15 protein-coding genes are annotated in these 17,235 nt (G+C 62.6%); 8 read left to right on the forward strand and 7 right to left on the reverse strand.

Annotation, left to right across the window (positions count from 1 at the left end; translation table 11 throughout):
* Both LCF60_RS11840 and LCF60_RS11845 read right to left on the reverse strand, forming a co-directional pair.
* Nucleotides 1–1,548 carry an alpha/beta fold hydrolase gene (locus tag LCF60_RS11840; protein ID WP_292291997.1) on the reverse strand — a complete coding sequence of 516 codons (1,548 nt, stop codon included), beginning with the start codon at nucleotides 1,546–1,548 and terminating at the stop codon, nucleotides 1–3.
* 872 nt (nucleotides 1,549–2,420) lie between these two features.
* Complete coding sequence (locus tag LCF60_RS11845) at nucleotides 2,421–4,712, reverse strand: adenosylcobalamin-dependent ribonucleoside-diphosphate reductase (protein ID WP_292291998.1); 2,292 nt, start codon at nucleotides 4,710–4,712, stop codon at nucleotides 2,421–2,423.
* Between the two features lie 336 nt (nucleotides 4,713–5,048).
* Here LCF60_RS11845 and LCF60_RS11850 point away from each other — a divergent pair, with 336 nt between their 5' ends.
* The 7 genes from LCF60_RS11850 to LCF60_RS11880 all read left to right on the forward strand — a co-directional run bounded on the left by LCF60_RS11850 (nucleotide 5,049) and on the right by LCF60_RS11880 (nucleotide 9,767).
* Nucleotides 5,049–5,255, forward strand: a complete 207-nt coding sequence (locus tag LCF60_RS11850; RefSeq protein ID WP_292292000.1) for a cold-shock protein — start codon at nucleotides 5,049–5,051, stop codon at nucleotides 5,253–5,255.
* Nucleotides 5,256–5,373: 118 nt separating this feature from the next.
* The gene (locus LCF60_RS11855; protein WP_292292002.1) at nucleotides 5,374–5,604 is read left to right on the forward strand and encodes a hypothetical protein; all 231 of its coding nucleotides are present in this window, start codon (nucleotides 5,374–5,376) and stop codon (nucleotides 5,602–5,604) included.
* A 111-nt stretch (nucleotides 5,605–5,715) separates the two neighbouring features.
* A complete protein-coding gene (locus LCF60_RS11860; protein ID WP_292292003.1) occupies nucleotides 5,716–6,360 on the forward strand; it encodes a DUF998 domain-containing protein in 645 nt (214 codons plus the stop codon).
* Nucleotides 6,347–6,841, forward strand: a complete 495-nt coding sequence (locus LCF60_RS11865; protein WP_292292005.1) for a YetF domain-containing protein — start codon at nucleotides 6,347–6,349, stop codon at nucleotides 6,839–6,841. Before LCF60_RS11860 ends, LCF60_RS11865 begins: the two co-directional genes overlap by 14 nt.
* A gap of 134 nt (nucleotides 6,842–6,975) precedes the next feature.
* Nucleotides 6,976–7,407: a DUF1489 domain-containing protein gene (locus tag LCF60_RS11870; RefSeq protein ID WP_292292006.1), complete on the forward strand. Its 432-nt coding sequence runs from the start codon at nucleotides 6,976–6,978 to the stop codon at nucleotides 7,405–7,407.
* A 93-nt stretch (nucleotides 7,408–7,500) separates the two neighbouring features.
* Nucleotides 7,501–8,367, forward strand: coding sequence for a glutathione-dependent disulfide-bond oxidoreductase (yghU, locus tag LCF60_RS11875; protein ID WP_292292007.1), 867 nt, complete (start codon nucleotides 7,501–7,503; stop codon nucleotides 8,365–8,367).
* Between the two features lie 80 nt (nucleotides 8,368–8,447).
* The gene (locus tag LCF60_RS11880) at nucleotides 8,448–9,767 is read left to right on the forward strand and encodes an AarF/ABC1/UbiB kinase family protein (protein WP_292292008.1); all 1,320 of its coding nucleotides are present in this window, start codon (nucleotides 8,448–8,450) and stop codon (nucleotides 9,765–9,767) included.
* A 54-nt stretch (nucleotides 9,768–9,821) separates the two neighbouring features.
* Here LCF60_RS11880 and hisG read toward each other — a convergent pair whose 3' ends face one another.
* From hisG to hisS, 3 genes are read right to left on the reverse strand one after another with little or no spacing between them, the layout of a single operon-like run.
* On the reverse strand, nucleotides 9,822–10,514 hold the full coding sequence (hisG, locus tag LCF60_RS11885; protein WP_292292009.1) for an ATP phosphoribosyltransferase: 693 nt from the start codon (nucleotides 10,512–10,514) through the stop codon (nucleotides 9,822–9,824).
* Nucleotides 10,511–11,608, reverse strand: coding sequence for an ATP phosphoribosyltransferase regulatory subunit (locus LCF60_RS11890; protein WP_292292010.1), 1,098 nt, complete (start codon nucleotides 11,606–11,608; stop codon nucleotides 10,511–10,513). Before LCF60_RS11890 ends, hisG begins: the two co-directional genes overlap by 4 nt.
* Nucleotides 11,608–13,146, reverse strand: coding sequence for a histidine--tRNA ligase (hisS, locus tag LCF60_RS11895; protein WP_292292012.1), 1,539 nt, complete (start codon nucleotides 13,144–13,146; stop codon nucleotides 11,608–11,610). The genes LCF60_RS11890 and hisS overlap by 1 nt, the downstream gene beginning before the upstream one ends.
* Nucleotides 13,147–13,351: 205 nt before the next feature.
* On the opposite strand from hisS, the gene LCF60_RS11900 reads away from it, so the two are divergent.
* Nucleotides 13,352–13,546: a SlyX family protein gene (locus LCF60_RS11900; RefSeq protein ID WP_292292017.1), complete on the forward strand. Its 195-nt coding sequence runs from the start codon at nucleotides 13,352–13,354 to the stop codon at nucleotides 13,544–13,546.
* A gap of 61 nt (nucleotides 13,547–13,607) precedes the next feature.
* On the opposite strand, the gene LCF60_RS11905 is transcribed toward LCF60_RS11900, so the two are convergent.
* Together LCF60_RS11905 and dnaE are read right to left on the reverse strand one after the other, a co-directional pair.
* Nucleotides 13,608–14,468, reverse strand: a complete 861-nt coding sequence (locus LCF60_RS11905) for a hypothetical protein (protein WP_292292013.1) — start codon at nucleotides 14,466–14,468, stop codon at nucleotides 13,608–13,610.
* Nucleotides 14,469–14,555: 87 nt separating this feature from the next.
* Nucleotides 14,556–17,235 (reverse strand): DNA polymerase III subunit alpha (dnaE, locus tag LCF60_RS11910; protein WP_292292014.1); only part of this gene is annotated, 2,680 nt, incomplete at its 5' end.

Genomic DNA, 17,235 nt, shown 5'->3' on the forward strand with positions numbered 1-17,235 from the left:
TCACTCCTGAAATACATATGTGCCGGGCGCATCATCGAGCGCCTTGCCCATTTTCGGCGGCTGGCCTTTCGGTCCCGACTTATCTGCCAACCATGCCGCCCATGCGGGCCACCAGCTTCCGTCTTCACGCTGCGCCGCCTGCATCCAATCCTCCGGAGACAGGGCTTTTCCCTGATCGCGGGCTGTGTGAAGGCGATAGTGTCGGTGGCTGTGGCCGGGCTCCGAGAGAACACCGGCGTTGTGCCCGCCATTGGTCAAGGCAAAGGTGACATCCGCATGGGCGAGATTGTGGATTTTGAAGACCGAGGTCCACGGTGCGATGTGATCGGTTTCCGTGCCCACGGCAAAGACCGGGCTGCGAATATCACGCAAGGAAATGTGATGCCCATCCACATGATACCGACCCGCTGCGAGGTCGTTGTTGAGAAACATGTGCCGCAGATATTCCGAGTGCATCCGGGCAGGCATACGTGTCGTGTCCGCATTCCATGACATGAGATCGTTCATCGGCGCGTCTTCGTCTCCGAGCAGATATTTATGGATCATCTGCGACCAGACCAGGTCGTTCGACCGCAACATCTGAAATGCGCTCATCATCTGGCTGGCATCGAGATAGCCCTGCGCGTGCATCACGTCCTCGAGAAACGACACCTGGCTTTCGTCAATGAAAAGGCTGAGTTCCCCCGGCTCACTGAAATCGGTTTGCGCGGCCAGCAGCGTCATGCTTGCGAGGCGGTTATCGCCGTCCCGCGCCATCGCCGCGGCTGCAATCGAGAGCAAGGTGCCGCCAAGGCAATATCCCGCGGCGTGCACAGAATGCATGCCAGTCCGATCCGCGATGACATCGAGTGCGGCGCGCGGACCGAGGTCCAGATAGTCCTGCATGCCGTAATGCGCATCTTCTGCGGTGGGGTTGCGCCAGGAAATCATGAAAACCGTGAACCCTTGCTCCGTGAGATAGCGGACAAGCGAGTTCCCGGGGCTGAGGTCAAGAATGTAGTATTTCATGATCCATGCCGGAACGATCAGAACCGGTTCGGGGTGAACTTGTTCCGTTGTCGGTTCGTACTGGATCAATTCGATCAGGTGATTGCGATACACCACCCTGCCCGGTGCCGTGGCGACATCTTTGCCGATCTTGGCAGTCTTCGCGGGTTGCTCTCCTGATGTGACGTCACGCACCACGCGGTCCAGACCGTGATGAATGTTTGCTCCACCTGTCTGCAGTGTCCGGGCCAAAACCTTCGGATTGGTCATCGGAAAATTGGAGGGCGAAACCGCGTCGAGGATTTGGCGCGTGAGAAACGCCATCGACGCCTGACGCGAGGGCGCAAGCCCCGGCACGTTGCGGGCAGCTTTCTCAGCCAATTCCTCGGTCAACAAGAATGCCTGTGCCGCCGCTGCAAATGACGGATATTGCCACTCGGGACCGGTGAACCTGCGGTCCGTTTTCGGAGGTGTCACCGGTTGCAGGTCCGGATCATCGGGACAGCCCGACGAGACGTAGCGCAACCACTCCATCCATCCCTCTGTGGCCGACTTGGCCAAGTCGACGTGAAGATCGGGGGCGGTTGCAAAATGCACCGCCCAGTCGCTCCACAAGGCCTGCGTCGAGACCGGAGAACTGCCTTGAGACCACTTGGTAAGCAGTCTCCGAAGCGGGCGTTGGTGTATACTGTGCGCGGGAGCGTCCTCAGTGTCGGATGCTTTGGGTTGAAAATCTTTCATCGGATCCTGGCGAAGTCATCATGTACCGCCTCCCGCTTAGAACCTTTTCATAACAGTCCAACAACACCGCTGAAGATCTTTCAGGTAACTCTCGACAAACGGGTCTTTTTGACCGGAGTGGAGCCCAATCCACGCAGTTTGCCGCTTTTTCAGGCGTCCGCTCAAAGCGTCGCGTTGTGAAATCTTCGATCACACTGGGACCAGGCGCGGCGGCTCTGCGACCTGCCGGACGAACTCGACATTCCAGCGGGTTCGCGATGCTTTGCGATCTATGTTGCGCCTTCGGGCAGCCGATCCCGGAAGTCGGTGCCCTCGGTGCAGCGCCGCCCCTGAATATCCCGCCAGATCGCCGCCCTGCAGCGAGCAAGGTCTTCTGAGATGCAGCAGGCAGGGAGCTCGGGCGCGAAGAAGCCATGCGAAAGGAGCCGCCTGAATCTCGCGGAAGGATTTCTGGCTGTCAATATTCACACCCTTTCAAGTTGGCCGGGTGCTCAATCGCCACTGCTTAACGGAGGGATAGAAGTTGAGCCTCAAGCGCCATGCAGATCACGTCAACTTTCGCTCTACCATAAACATACGACTTCTTGCTGTGCTCAAGTCCGGCCAGAGGACACGAATTGACTGTCCAATGGACATTTGGACGGTCCTGATGGTCAAGTTTTGGTGGTCGCTTCAACAGACCCCCACCCGCCTCAGCCGCACTTGCTGTGGCCGCAGGAGCCGCAGGTCATGCAGCCTTCGATCATGCGCATGTCGTACTGGCCGCAGGATGGGCAGGCCTTGCCGCGCGGCGGATCGAGGTTGACGACTTGTGCCTGCGGGTCGGATTTGAGACCCATGCCTTCGCCTGCAAGGAATCCGATGGCGATCATGTGCTGTTCGATCACCCCGCCGATGGCGGCGAGGATCGACGGGATGTACTTGCCCTGCACCCAAGCCCCACCGCGCGGGTCGAACACCGCCTTGAGTTCCTCGACCACGAAGGACACGTCGCCGCCGCGCCGGAACACCGCCGAGATCATCCGCGTCAGGGCCACGGTCCAGGCGAAATGCTCCATGTTCTTGGAATTGATGAACACCTCGAACGGCCTGCGATGCCCGCCGACGATGATGTCGTTGATCGTCAGGTAGATCGCGTGTTCGCTGTCGGGCCATTTCAGCTTGTAGGTCGCGCCTTCCAGCGCCTTGGGCCGGTCGAGCGGTTCGGACATGTAGATCACGTCGCCATGCGGCTGCTGCGGTTCGTCGTCCGAAGACGTCACCACTTCCGGTGCGTCCGATTTCTTCTCATCCGAAACACTCAACACCGACCCCGTCACATCGTTTGGCCGGTAGGTCGTGCAGCCTTTGCAGCCGGTCTCGTAGGCCTCCATGTAGACGTCCTTGAACGCCTCGAAGCTGATATCCTCGGGGCAGTTGATCGTCTTGGAGATCGAACTGTCCACCCATTTCTGCGCCGCCGCCTGCATCTTGACGTGCTCCAGCGGGGCCAGCGTCTGGGCGTTCACGAAAAACTCCGGCAAGTCGCGGTCGCCGAATTTCTCGCGCCACATCTGCACGGCGTAATCGACCACTTCTTCCTCGGTGCGGGTGCCGTCCTTCTGCAAGACCTTGCGGGTATAGGCATAGGCGAAGACCGGCTCGATCCCCGACGACACGTTGCCGGCATAAAGCGAGATCGTTCCCGTCGGGGCAATCGAGGTCAGCAGCGCGTTGCGGATGCCGTGTTCGCGGATGGCCTCGCGGACATCATCGTCCATCTGCATCATCGTGCCCGACGCCAGGTATTTGTCGGCATCGAAAAGCGGGAACGCGCCTTTTTCCTTGGCCAGGTCCACCGACGCCAGATAGGCCGCCCGCGCAATCGCCTTGAGCCACGCCTCGGTCTGTCGCGCCGCCTCGTCCGAGCCATAGCGCAGACCGAGCATCAGGAGCGCATCGGCCAACCCGGTGACACCCAGCCCGATGCGGCGCTTGGCCTGTGCCTCGGCCCGCTGCGCCTCGAGCGGAAAGCGCGAGGCGTCGACCACGTTGTCCATCATCCGCACGGCGGTGGCGACCAGAGCGTTCAGCGCCTCCACGTCCAGCGCCGCCGCGTCCTCGAACGGGTCCGTCACCAGCCGCGCCATGTTGATCGACCCGAGAAGGCACGCGCCATAGGGCGGCAAGGGCTGTTCGCCGCAGGGGTTCGTCGCCGCGATGGTCTCGACATAGCTCAGGTTGTTCGCCTGGTTGATCCGGTCGATGAAGATCACTCCCGGTTCGGCATAGTCATAGGTCGCGCGCATGATCCGGTTCCACAAATCGCGCGCCTGAACCGTACGGTAGACGGTGCCGTCAAAGGCCAGATCCCACGACCGGTCCGCCTTGACCGCTTCCATGAACGCATCCGTCACCAGCACCGACAGGTTGAACATGCGCAGCCGGGCGGCATCGGCCTTGGCGCCGATGAAATCCTCGATATCCGGGTGATCACAGCGCATCGTCGCCATCATCGCGCCCCGGCGCGACCCCGCCGACATGATCGTCCGGCACATCGCGTCCCACACGTCCATGAAGGACAGCGGCCCCGAGGCATCCGCCGCCACACCTTTGACATCCGCGCCCTTGGGGCGGATCGTGCTGAAATCATAGCCGATGCCACCGCCCTGCTGCATGGTCAGCGCGGCCTCTTTCAGCATCTCGAAAATGCCGCCCATGCTGTCGGGGATCGTGCCCATGACAAAGCAGTTGAACAGCGTCACTGACCGCGCCGTACCTGCGCCCGCCGTGATCCGCCCGGCGGGCAGGTATTTGAAATCCTCAAGCGCCGCGTAAAACCGGTCTTCCCAGACCTGCGGTTCTGCCTCGACCTCGGCCAGAGACCGCGCGATGCGGCGCCACGTGTCCTCGACCGTGCTGTCCACAGGGGTCCCGTCCGCCTGTTTCAGGCGATACTTCATATCCCAGATCTGTTCAGCAATCGGAGCGTTAAAGCGAGACATGGCAGCGATTCCCATTTGGAGAGCAGACCGACAACATAACGCAAGAATCGGTCTTTCCACAACGTCTTGATTGGCGATCCATCAACCCTACCACATCCTGCGGCACCTGTGGAGAACCTTGTGGATAACCCGGCAGGCCGGGCAGGCGCGCAACCGCACCCTTTTCCGCCGCTTTAAGGATCGCCCTTGTATTCTGCGCCCAAAGAGTGCATATGAGTGAGGCAAAGATTCTTCCGATGACCTTCTGTTTCCTAACGGCCTCAGGCGATCCTACGACGACACTGAGCCGGGCCATCGCATGTTGCGGGTGGCGACTACACTTTAGGAGACAACACGATGGCAAATGGCACCGTGAAATGGTTCAACGGCCAAAAAGGCTTTGGCTTCATCGCACCCGAGCATGGTTCGAAGGACATCTTCGTTCACATCTCCGCGCTCGAGCGCGCCGGTCTGCACCAGCTTGACGATGGTCAGGCTGTGACCTTCGACATCGAAAGTGGCCGTGACGGCCGCGAAAGCGCGACAAATCTTGCGCTGGCATAAGCCACTGCTGGACTGAATTCAAGGCGGGTGCGGTCCTCGGACGGCGCCCGCTTTTTCATTTGCACGCCCGCTTTATCAGCCCACGGCTTCACAGCCCAACCGTCAAGGAGATCCATTGATGGCAAAACTGAACAAAGACACTCTTTTCAAGGCGCCGCAGAACAAGGCCGAAACGGTCATGGACAAGACAACACGCGTCGTGCGCGAAATGCTCGACACCGAAACCGAAAAGCGCGAGGCCAAGACCCAGCGCCTTCGCAAGACCCGACTGGAGCGCGAAGCGGCCACGCAGGAGGACGCCCCCGAGGCGAAACCCAAGACCCGCGCGCGCAAATCCTCGACGGGCTGACCGCGGAACCCCGTTCATCCCGCCGCCCGAAGCTCCGCTCTCGGTATTGCGGGTCGATGTGAACCAAATCCGCCCCTGCGGCGTTGTTTCCGCGCCTGAGGGAGGACAGTCATGTCCGAGGCTCCGAGACAGCCAAGGATCGAAAACGAACCCACTTTGATGATTACCCTGGGCTGGTATGCGGCCGTCGGGGGTGTTGTGTTTGTCGTCTCGATCCTCATTGCCGATTTCGTGGTGCCCGAACACGACTGGATCGCCGACACGATCAGCGATCTGGGTGCGGGGCGGTTCGAATACATCGTCGATATCGGGCTCTATTCCCTCTCGGCATCCTTCATCGCGCTCGCCCTTCTGGCCGCCCATGTCCATATGGGCGGCTGGGGCTGGAGCGTCGGCATCGTCGGCCTTGCCGTTCTCGGACTGGTGGTCTTTCTGGTCGGCGCGCGCAACGAATACGGCGACAGCGACAATGACGGCTGGGTGATCCACAGCTACCTGGTCTATCTGCTCGGGCTGTTGATGGCGCTCATCCCGGCCCTGCTCCACTCCGGCGCGCGCCGTGCCAGCGCCACCTACGGCAATTGCCTCGTGGCCGTCGGGGTCATGTGGACGATCTCGGCCCCGTGGTTCTTCTTTCTGCCCACAACCGTCGACGGGCTTTACGAACGCTATCTTGGTCTGATTGCCCTCGCCCTCATCTTCACGCTGTCGCATTTCTTCATCCGCCACGGGAGGGCGTTCGATGATCGCCGTTGAAATCATCTTTCGCGCCTTCGTCAGCGTCGTGACGGTGATCCTCCTGCTTCGGCTGAACGGGCTGCGGTCCTTCTCGAAGATGTCGAGCTTCGATTTCGCCACCACCGTCGCCTGCGGGTCGGTCATCGCCAGCACCGTCATTTCGCCGGACCAGAGCGTTCTTCTGGGCATCTTTGCGCTGGTGGGTCTTTTTGTCGTACAGGCCACAGTCGCGCGGATCCGCACCCATACCGGCTGGGCGCAATCCCTGATCGACAATGAACCGATCCTGATAATGGAGGGCGGCAGGATCCTTCCAGACAATCTGCGGCGCACCAAGATGACCGAAGACGACCTTTACAGCAAGCTGCGGGAAGCGAACGCCTACGACCTAGATCGGGTACATGCCGTTGTCTTCGAGACCACCGGCGATGTCAGCGTGCTGCACGGCGACGCCGACGACACCGTAAGCCCGGAGCTGTTGAGCGGCGTGCGACGGTAGGATTTCCGACGCCTTGAAAAGATTGGAAAATTCCGCGCCGCCTGTCGTAACCCGTTGATATTGTGGGGCCGTCAGCGCATCCTCGCCGGGGACGTGCCCATTGACCTCCCCTCCCCCTCCGCTATTTTCAAGGTATGGCAGGCACCACCCATCTCATCAAACTCTCGGTCGGCTCCGACAGCGTCGAACAGATCAAGGATTGGCAACAGAACCGCTCTCAGCAGCGGGCGAATGGCCATTATTACCACCTCACCCGGATGTGGCCCAAACGCGAGGCCGAGGTCCTGAACGGCGGGTCGATCTTCTGGGTCGTGAAGGGGCTGGTCCAGGCTCGCCAGCGGATCATCGGTCTGGAAGAGATCATCGGCGCCGACGGCATCCGCCGCTGCGGCATTGTCCTTGATCCTGAGCTGATCCGCACCGCCACGGCCCCCAAGCGTCCGTTTCAGGGCTGGCGATACCTCAAACCCGAAGACGCCCCGCCGGACCTTGGCAAATCGCGCCTGAACGATGACACGCTGCCCCCCGAACTGGCCGGTGCGCTGGCAGAGATCGGCGTGCTCTGACCCGACCGCACAGCCAACCTGCACCTGTGCACTGGTACTTCCTGCCACGATCCTTAGGTTGAGGGTCGACACGCAAACAGCAGGACGCAACTCATGACCGACAGCTACACGCCCCCGAAAGTCTGGACCTGGGACTCGGAAAACGGCGGCAAGTTCGCCAGCACCAACCGCCCCATTGCCGGTGCGACCCATGACAAGGAACTGCCCGTCGGCAAACACCCGTTCCAGCTTTACAGCCTTGCAACGCCGAACGGTCAGAAAGTCACCATCCTGCTGGAAGAGCTGCTGGCGGCCGGGCATTCGGATGCGGAATATGACGCATGGCTCATCAAGATCGGCGATGGCGACCAGTTCGGATCGGGCTTTGTCGACATCAACCCCAACTCCAAAATCCCCGCGCTCATGGACCGGTCAGGCGACACACCGGTGCGCGTGTTCGAATCCGCCGCAATCCTGATGCATCTGGCCGAGAAATTCGATGCTTTCCTCGGGGCCAAGGAAACCCGCGCCGAAATGCTCAGCTGGCTGTTCTGGCAGATGGGCAGCGCGCCCTATCTGGGCGGCGGCTTTGGCCATTTCTACGCCTACGCACCGGAACCGATGGAGTACCCGATCAACCGCTTCGCAATGGAGGCCAAGCGGCAGCTTGACGTTCTGGATCGCCAGCTGGCCGACACCGACTTCATCAGCGGTCCCGATTACACCATTGCCGACATGGCGATCTGGCCCTGGTATGGCGGCCTGGTTCTGGGTCGGCTCTACAACGCCGGCGAATTCCTTGACGTCGAAAGCTACACCAACGTCCTTCGCTGGGCCAAGACCATCGACGCCCGCCCCGCCGTCAAACGGGGTCGCATGGTCAACCGCGCCTCCGGCGATCCCAGCGAACAGCTGCGCGAACGCCACGACGCGTCGGATTTCGACACCAGGACGCAAGACAAGATCGAAGCCACCGGATAATCACCGATCCCGCGCGCGCCAGACCCGGTTTTGGCGCGCGCCGGCATTGCCCTGCCCTCTCGGGACGTTACTTCCCCCTGATGACTGACGAAGCCGATCCCAACAGCCGTGCCGTCCCGACAGGGCGCGCCGCCCGCGCCGCGCGCATGGGCGGGCTGGCGGGTGGCGTTCTGGGGTCTGCCGCCGCCGCGGGCGCAAGGCAATTGATGCAGGGGCGCAAACCCACGCCCCGCGACATGTTCCTCACTCCGTCGAACGCACACCGCCTGACGCGGGAACTGTCACAGATGCGCGGCGCCGCGATGAAGATGGGACAGCTTCTGTCCCTCGAAGCCGGTGATCTGCTGACCCCTGAACTGGCCGCCGTGCTCCGGCCCTTGCAGGCACAGGCCCATTTCATGCCACCGGCGCAGCTCAAACAGGTGCTGACCAAGGCATGGGGCGCGGATTTCACCAAACGCTACAGGAAATTCGACGTCCGCCCCATCGCCGCCGCCTCCATCGGGCAGGTGCATCGCGCGCAAACCCATGATGGCCGCTATTTGGCGATCAAGGTCCAGTACCCGGGGATCCGCGACAGCATCGACAGCGACCTGCGCAACCTTGCCAGCCTGCTGCGGGTCTCGGGCATGATGCCCAGGGGGCTTGACCTGAAACCGCTGCTGGAGGACGCCCGCGCGCAACTGCACGAAGAAGCCGATTACGAACACGAGGCCCGCAGCCTGCGCCGATTTGGCGAGCTGCTTAAGGACGACCCCGATTTCATCGTCCCGACGGTAGATGATGATCTCTCCAGCCGCGACATCCTCGCGATGACGTTCATTCCGTCAGTGCCCATCGACACGCTGGAAGACGCGGTTCACACCACCCGCAACCGCATGGCCGAACGGCTCATCACCCTGATGATGCGCGAGGTGTTCGAGTTTCACCTCGTCCAGTCCGACCCGAACTTCGCCAATTTCCGCTGGCAGCCCGAGACCGGAAAACTGGTTCTGCTCGATTTCGGCGCAACCCGTGCCCTCTCGCCCGATCTTGTGGCGCGGTCCCGGGCGATCCTGCGTCCATCTCTAGACAATGACCTGCCTGCGATTGCGGACGCCTTGCGCAACCTTGGCCTCCTGTCCGATGCCCTGCCCGAAAAGACACGAGCCGACATTCTGGACATGGTCGAGATGGCGAACGCGCCGATGCTGCACCCCCGGGGCTTCAACTTCGGAGACACGTCTTTGGTGGCCCATCTGCGTGACCGCGGCCTGGCCTTGGGTCGAGACCGGTCGATCCAGCACATTCCACCGACCGACGTGCTTTACCTGCAACGCAAGGCCGCAGGTCTGTTCCTGCTGGCCACGCGGCTCAGGGCGCATATCAACCTACGGGATCTCTTCCAACGCTACGCCTGACGCGCCAAAACGCGTTGACGCGTTTTGGTAAATCCGTTGACGGATTTACCCGCGCTACACGCCCAGCCGGTCGATCAACGCCCGCAGCACCAACCGATCCTGATCTGATTTCGCGGCCACGCGGCTGCGGAACAAGGTCGCCTGACTTTCCAGAACCGGCGGTTCGTCAAGGATTTTCAGATGGTTCGCCCGCAAGGTCTCGCCCGTCGAGGTGATGTCGGCAATCGCCTCTGCCGTCAGGTTTTTCACCGTGCCTTCAGTCGCGCCCTGGCTGTCCACCAACTGGTAATCCGCCACGCCGCCCCGGCGCAGATAGTCGCGCACCAGCCGGTGATACTTGGTGGCGATCCGCATGCGAAACCCGTGCCGCGCCCGGAACGCCGCCGCAGCCCCGTCCAGATCGTCCAGCGTGTCCACGTCGACCCAGCACTGCGGCACCGCCACGATCAGGTTCGCATGGCCAAAGCCCAACGGCGCCAGCGGTTCGACCTTCTGGTCCCACTGCACCAGTTTTTCCTGGATCAGATCATTGCCCGTCACCCCGAGATGAATCCGCCCCGCCGCCAGTTCGCGCGGGATTTCGCCCGCAGACAGCAGCACCAGATCGACACCTTCAACGCCGTCCACAGCACCGGCATATTCGCGGTCCGATCCCGTGCGGGTCAGGGTCACGCCGCGCGCGCCGAACCAGTCAAAGGTCTTTTCCATCAACCGCCCCTTGGACGGCACACCCAGCTTGATCGTCATGCCAGCCCCCCGAGATCGCGCACCAGATCGGGGCGGATGACGCCGCCCACCGCCGGGATCTCGCGTCCCTGCCCCAGCCGCCGGGTCAGCGCGTCATAACGCCCACCGGTCGCCACGGGAGGCAAATCAGGTCGCGATTCAGAGTAAAAGCCAAAGACGAAGCCGTCATAATACTCCATCGAGGTGCGCCCGTAGGAGGCTTCGAACGGCAAGGCATCGACATCGACGCCGCGCTTGGCCATCGCCTCGCAGCGCGCCTCGAACCGGTCCAGGGCGGGCAGCAACCCGGGCAGGTCCACCGCGATATCGCGCAGGTGTTCCAGCGCGTTCGGGCAGGTTTCCGACACCGCCAGCACCGCCGAGATCAGGTCGACGTCTTCCGCCGACATGGGCGCTTGCGCCGCATCGGCGCGGAGCGCGTCGATCCTGGTGCTGATTTCGCGTTCGCTGCGCAACCCGATCATCACGCTCGAGTCCGGCAATGGCGCATCCAAGGCCAGCAGCGACGCCCGCGCGGCAGGCACGGGGGTGAGCCCGGCAAAGCGTTTGACCAGGGCCGTAAACCGCCCGGGCCGCCAGATATGACGCATCAGCGCCGTGCGACGGTCTTCGGTGGTCCTGAGACCTGCCACCATGGCGATCAGGATGCCGATATCGCCGGTTGCCGCGCGCAATCCCAGCGGGGCCAACACATCGGAAAACCGCCCGAACACATCCGCATCGGCCACCGCCGCATCGGCTCCGCCGAAGGCCTCGTAGCCCACCTGCATGTATTCGCTGCGCCGGTCCGGGTGGTCTTCCTGCTTGCGGAACACCTCACCGAAATAGGTGTAGCTTGCCGGCAGGCCATCGCCGGCCATGTGGTACTGCACGACCGGCACGGTGAAATCGGGGCGCAGCATCATCTCGCCGCGCTCGGGGTCCGAGGTCACGTAAGCCCGGGCGCGGATATCCTCGCCATACAGGTCAAGCAGCACCTCGGCCGGCAAGAGGATATCGGTTTCAAACCGCGCGGCACCATCGGCCACGAACCCGTCACAGATGATCTCGGCCGCCCTCCGGGCGCGGGATTTGTCAGGCTGGCCTTGCAACATCACGAATAGCTTTCGAGGATCTCGCGCACCTTCGTCACAAGCTGGTCGCGCGGCACTTCGAACTGGTTTGGCCGGTCCTGCCACTCTTCGAGACTGGCGCTCTCGGCGATCTTGGCGCCAAGGATCAGGTCCTTGATCTGCACCACGCCATTGGCCTTTTCGTCGCCACCTTCGATCACCGCAACCGGCGACTGGCGCTTGTCCGCGTATTTCAGCTGATTGCCGAAATTCTTGGGGTTGCCCAGATACACCTCGGCCCGGATGCCCGCGTTGCGCAGGTCCGCCACCATCGCCTGATAGTCGCCCATGCGGTCGCGATCCATGACGGTGACAACCACGGGTCCCATGCTCTGGCTGCCGATCCGGCCCTTTTCGCGCAGGGCGGCCAAAAGCCGGTCCACACCGATGCTGACCCCTGTGGCGGGGACCGGCTGACCGGTGAAGCGCTTGACCAGATCGTCGTAGCGCCCGCCGCCGGCGACCGATCCGAACTGCCGCTTGCGGCCCTTTTCATCAAGGATTTCAAAGGTAAGTTCGGCCTCGAACACCGGGCCGGTGTAATAGCCAAGACCGCGCACCACCGATGGGTCGATGACGATCCGGTCCGGCCCATAGCCGCCAGCAGCCAGCAGATCAGCGATCTGCTCAAGCTCTGCCACACCTTCCGTGCCAATCGCGCTGTCACCAACCGCCGCCTTCAGATTCCCGATCGTCTCTGCGGCAGTCTCGCCCTTGGAGGTTAAGAACGCGATAACGGGTTCGGCCTGCGCATCGCTCAGCCCAACCCCGTCGATATAGGCGCCAGAGGCATCCAGCCGCCCCTTGCCCAGCAATTCGCGGACGCCCGCCTCGCCGACCTTGTCGAACTTGTCGATGGTGCGCAGGACCGCGTCGCGTGTCGCAGCAAATAGTGAAGCATCGATAGTCTCTCGTCGATCACCAGTCCCAAACTCGGCGTTTGGATCTAAACCAATAGATTCCAACACCCCGTTCAGAACCTTCCGGTTGTTCACCCGCACGATGTAGTCGCCGCGCGGAATGCCCACGACCTCAAGAGTGTCCGCCAGCATGGCGCAGATCTCGGCATCCGCCGCAACGGACCCGGACCCGACAGTATCGGCATCGCATTGATAAAACTGGCGAAACCGCCCCGGCCCCGGCTTTTCGTTGCGCCAGACCGGGCCCATCGCATAGCGCCGGTAGGGCAGCGACAGATCGTTGCGGTGCTGCGCATAGACCCGCGCCAGGGGCGCCGTCAGGTCATAGCGCAGGGCCAGCCAGTCGCCCTTGCCGCCTTCGTCGTCTTCCTGCCACGCAAACACGCCTTCGTTGGGTCGGTCGACATCGGGGAGGAACTTGCCCAGCGCCTCGACCGTCTCGACCGCAGCACTTTCCAGCGCGTCGAAGCCATAGCGATGATAGACCCCGGCGATCTTGCCCAGCATCTCGGTGCGTTCCGTCACCTCGGCGCCGAAATAGTCGCGGAACCCCTTGGGCGTTTGCGCCTTGGGGCGTGGGGCTTTCTTCTCTTTGGCCATGATCGGATCCCGGGAGGCATGTGTTCTGGCGCCCCCATAGCCTCTGGCGCGAAGCGGGGCAAGCCGAGGCGCGTTTCACCGCGATGATCAAAGGGCGAAGGGGCCGAACCCGACACAATGGTCCGCGTGCGAACCGACAGGTCCCGAGCAAGACCTATCTCCTCTTGCCTTTGGCCGCCGGGATGCGCATCTGTGCGGCATGGATATCACCGCTCTTGAAGAACGCATCGCCCATCTGCTGCGGGTCACCGACGACCTGTCCGATACCGTGGCGACACAGGCCCGCGAGATCGACCGCCTGACCGCGCGGGTCGAAATGCTGATGATGCGCGAAGCCGAGCGCGAATCCGAGGGCACCGGCGGCATCGTGCTCGCGGACGAGCGTCCGCCGCATTACTAGGCGGGTTTCGTTTGCGAAGACACCCCGGCGTCCCCTCGACACATCGCCGCCTCGGCATGGCTCAGTTGCCGCGGATATCCGTCGCGATGACCGCGCCGTCATGCAGCAGAATTGTCTTCCACACCGGGTTCGAGCCGAACCGTTCATAGACGCTGACAAAGGCGGTGTTGCGCGCAAGCCGCGACATGGCCGAGCCGCAGGGCCTCCCCTTGCCGACTCTGCAGATCTTCGATTTGACCTGCTCGTAAGCAGCATCGGTTTCGGAATAGGGCTGCACCTTCGAGGGCAGACCATAGCGCAGCTGTTCATGGGTTTCCGGGCTTCCGAACATCGCCAGCGCGGCGGTGAACTGTCGGGCGCAGCCATCGTCAAAGCCGGTCACGTAAAATGTATGGGGGGCCGTGGCGCCGGGCTGTGAATCGTATATCGCAAAGGTATTGCGGTTTTCGGGATAGCGTTCGACCCGCGTGCCAAGCCGCCGGTCGGGAACGTCACAGACCCGCGCCAACGTGCCGTAGGGCAGGACGGTGCCCATCGGCACGACCCGGTAATCCGGATCGCCCGCTTTCGGACCTGCCGCCGCGCCTGACCCGCCAAAAAGGCCGCCCGAGGAGTCGCCCTGACCCTGTGGCGGGACCGCGGCAACCCTTGTGCCGGTCTCGTCGCGCCCGGCGCCTTCGGACTTGGCCTCTGCGGCGGCGCGGCTCAGGAAGCCAAGCAAGCCACCGCGCGGTTCTTCTGCCGGTTCCGGCACCTGAACAGGTGTTGCGGCCAATCCGTCTTCCGGTTCGGCGCCGATCGACGCCTGTCCCTCGGTCTCAGCGATATCGGTATCCGACAGGCGGGGGACGTCCTGAAGCGTCGCGTCCGTGCATCCGGCCAGCAGACCGGCGGCGCACAGGATCGCAACGAAACGTGTCATGATGTCCCCACTCCTCCCGGAGCGCAGCCTAGCCATCACGGCAGCATCCGTCCAGCGGACCGGACGCGGCGGGCCTTTATGAGCGGCTTACAGCTCTTCGACATCAAGAACGCCGCCAAGCGACTTGATCGCGCCCTTGATCTCGGGGGTCACGGGGAAATCCTGGGCCAATGCCACATCGACCTCACCGGGCAGGCCCGGCGCATTGAGGCAGCAGATGCGGATCGGCCCCTTGCCCGCTTTCGGCAACTGATCGGCGGCACGGGTCAGGACAGAGGCGACATGCGCCACCACGTCTGGCTCATCGACGAAGATGCGCAGCCCCATGCTGATGGCATCCGCCACGGCGATATCCGCCGGCGCAACCGACCGGCCCAGCAGCTTGAGCTGATCGGATTCCAATGTCGCCTCGGCGGTGATCAGCACCTTCGAGCCGGTCTCCAGATGATCGCGGGCGGCCTCGAGCGTGTCGGAAAACAGCGTGACCTCATACGCCCCGGTCGGGTCGCTGAGCTGGGCAAAGGCAAAACGGTTGCCGCGTGCCGACTTGCGTTCCTGGCGGCCGGCAACCACACCCGCCATCTTGACCACGCAGGGCCCGTTCTGCGCCTTGGCCAGCACGTCATCCAGCGTCATCGCGCCCTTGCGCTTGAGCGCGGTCATGTAATCGTCAAGCGGATGTCCCGACAGGTAGAATCCGACCGCCTTGAATTCCTCGGACAGGCGTTCGGCGGGCAGCCAGTCCGTGACCGGCGACAGACGCGGTTCGGGCAGGTCGTCGCCCGCCTCGCCGAACAGCGACACCTGCGCAGAGGCGCGTTGATCGTGGATCGCGGCGGAATAGCCCACCAGCGCGTCAAGGCTTTCAAAGACGCGACGGCGGTTGCGATCAAGCTGATCGAACGCGCCAGAGCGGGCCAGCATCTCCAAAGGCCGCTTGCCGACGCGTTTGAGATCGACGCGGCGGGCCACGTCGAAAAGGTTCACGAAGGGTTTCTCGCCGCGTCCCTCGACGATGAGTTTCATCGCCTCGACGCCCACGTTCTTGAGCGCGCCCAGCGCATAGACCAGCGCGCCGTCCTGCACGTCGAACATCGCCTGTGACCGGTTCACGCAAGGCGGCACCCAGGGCAGTTTCAGCCCCTTCTTCACCTCTTCGAAGAACACGCCCAGCTTGTCCGTCAGGTGAATATCGCAATTCATCACCCCGGCCATGAATTCGACCGGATGGTTCGCCTTGAGCCACGCCGTCTGGTAGCTGACCACCGCATAGGCGGCAGCGTGGGATTTGTTGAAGCCGTAATTGGCGAATTTCTCCAGAAGGTCGAAAACCTCGCTGGCCTTCTTCGCCTCGACGCCGTTTTCCGCCGCACCCTTTTCGAACTTCGGGCGTTCGGCGTCCATCGCCTCCTTGATCTTCTTGCCCATCGCGCGGCGCAACAGGTCGGCACCGCCAAGGCTATAGCCTGCCATGACCTGCGCGATCTGCATCACCTGTTCCTGGTAGACGATGATGCCCTGCGTTTCCTCGAGGATGTGGTCGATCAGCGGATGCACCGACTCGCGCTCTTTCAGCCCGTTCTTGACCTCGCAATAGGTCGGAATGTTCTCCATCGGGCCGGGACGATAGAGCGCCACAAGCGCCACGATGTCTTCGATGCAGGTGGGCTTCATGCGCTTGAGCGCATCCATCATGCCCGAGCTTTCCACCTGGAACACCGCAACCGTCTTGGCAGCGGCGTAAAGCCTGTAGGTGGCTTCGTCATCCAGCGGGATCTGCCCGATATCGTTCTCGGCCCCCTCGAAGGGCGCATAAAGCTCGGTGCCATCGGCGGCTACATGCAGGGGCCGCCCGGTCTTGAAGATCATGTCTAGCGCGTACTGGATCACCGTCAGCGTCTTGAGGCCCAGAAAGTCGAACTTTACCAGCCCCGCCTGTTCGACCCATTTCATGTTGAACTGCGTCGCCGGCATGTCCGAACGCGGATCCTGGTAGAGCGGCACCAGCGCATCCAGCGGGCGATCGCCGATCACCACACCGGCGGCGTGTGTCGAGGCGTTTCGCAAAAGCCCCTCAACCTGCTGGCCATAGGTCAGAAGCCGGTCCACCACCTCTTCTTCGCGGGCCATCTCGCGCAGGCGCGGTTCGTCGATCAGCGCCTTCTGGATGCTGACAGGCTTCACGCCTTCGACCGGGATCATCTTGGACAGGCGGTCCACCTGCCCGTAAGGCATCTGCAACACGCGCCCCACGTCGCGCACCGCCGCCTTGGACAAGAGCGCACCAAAGGTGATGATCTGGCCCACCTTGTCGGTGCCGTACTTGTCCTGCACATAGCGGATCACCTCTTCGCGGCGGTCCATGCAGAAGTCGATATCGAAATCCGGCATCGACACCCGTTCCGGGTTCAGAAACCGCTCGAACAGAAGCTGGTAGCGCAGTGGGTCAAGGTCGGTGATGGTCAGCGCATAGGCCACCAGAGACCCCGCACCAGACCCCCGGCCCGGCCCCACCGGGATGTCCTGATCCTTGGCCCATTTGATGAAATCGGCAACGATCAGGAAATAGCCGGGAAAGCCCATGCCTTCGATGATGCCCAGTTCGAATTCGAGCCGTTTCTCGTAGTCCTCGACCGGGGCGGCATGCGGGATCACCGCAAGCCGGTCCTTCAACCCCGCACGCGCCTGCCGTTTGAGTTCTTCGACCTCGTCATCCGCGAATTTCGGCAGGATCGGATCACGCCGATAGGCCATGAAGGCGCAGCGC

The sequence above is a fragment of the Marivita sp. genome, assembly GCF_020055635.1.
In the GTDB taxonomy this organism is placed as follows: Bacteria; Pseudomonadota; Alphaproteobacteria; order Rhodobacterales; family Rhodobacteraceae; genus Marivita.

Bases quoted from the DNA above. Each gene is read 5' to 3' on its own strand.
- LCF60_RS11880 (WP_292292008.1), top strand. From the start codon at position 8,448: ATGACTGACGAAGCCGATCCCAACAGCCGTGCCGTCCCGACAGGGCGC.
- LCF60_RS11865 (WP_292292005.1), top strand. From the start codon at position 6,347: ATGATCGCCGTTGAAATCATCTTTCGCGCCTTCGTCAGCGTCGTGACG.
- LCF60_RS11860 (WP_292292003.1), top strand. From the start codon at position 5,716: ATGTCCGAGGCTCCGAGACAGCCAAGGATCGAAAACGAACCCACTTTG.
- hisG (WP_292292009.1), bottom strand. From the start codon at position 10,514: ATGACGATCAAGCTGGGTGTGCCGTCCAAGGGGCGGTTGATGGAAAAG.
- LCF60_RS11905 (WP_292292013.1), bottom strand. From the start codon at position 14,468: ATGACACGTTTCGTTGCGATCCTGTGCGCCGCCGGTCTGCTGGCCGGA.
- LCF60_RS11870 (WP_292292006.1), top strand. From the start codon at position 6,976: ATGGCAGGCACCACCCATCTCATCAAACTCTCGGTCGGCTCCGACAGC.
- yghU (WP_292292007.1), top strand. From the start codon at position 7,501: ATGACCGACAGCTACACGCCCCCGAAAGTCTGGACCTGGGACTCGGAA.
- LCF60_RS11855 (WP_292292002.1), top strand. From the start codon at position 5,374: ATGGCAAAACTGAACAAAGACACTCTTTTCAAGGCGCCGCAGAACAAG.
- LCF60_RS11845 (WP_292291998.1), bottom strand. From the start codon at position 4,712: ATGTCTCGCTTTAACGCTCCGATTGCTGAACAGATCTGGGATATGAAG.
- hisS (WP_292292012.1), bottom strand. From the start codon at position 13,146: ATGGCCAAAGAGAAGAAAGCCCCACGCCCCAAGGCGCAAACGCCCAAG.
- LCF60_RS11890 (WP_292292010.1), bottom strand. From the start codon at position 11,608: ATGTTGCAAGGCCAGCCTGACAAATCCCGCGCCCGGAGGGCGGCCGAG.
- LCF60_RS11850 (WP_292292000.1), top strand. From the start codon at position 5,049: ATGGCAAATGGCACCGTGAAATGGTTCAACGGCCAAAAAGGCTTTGGC.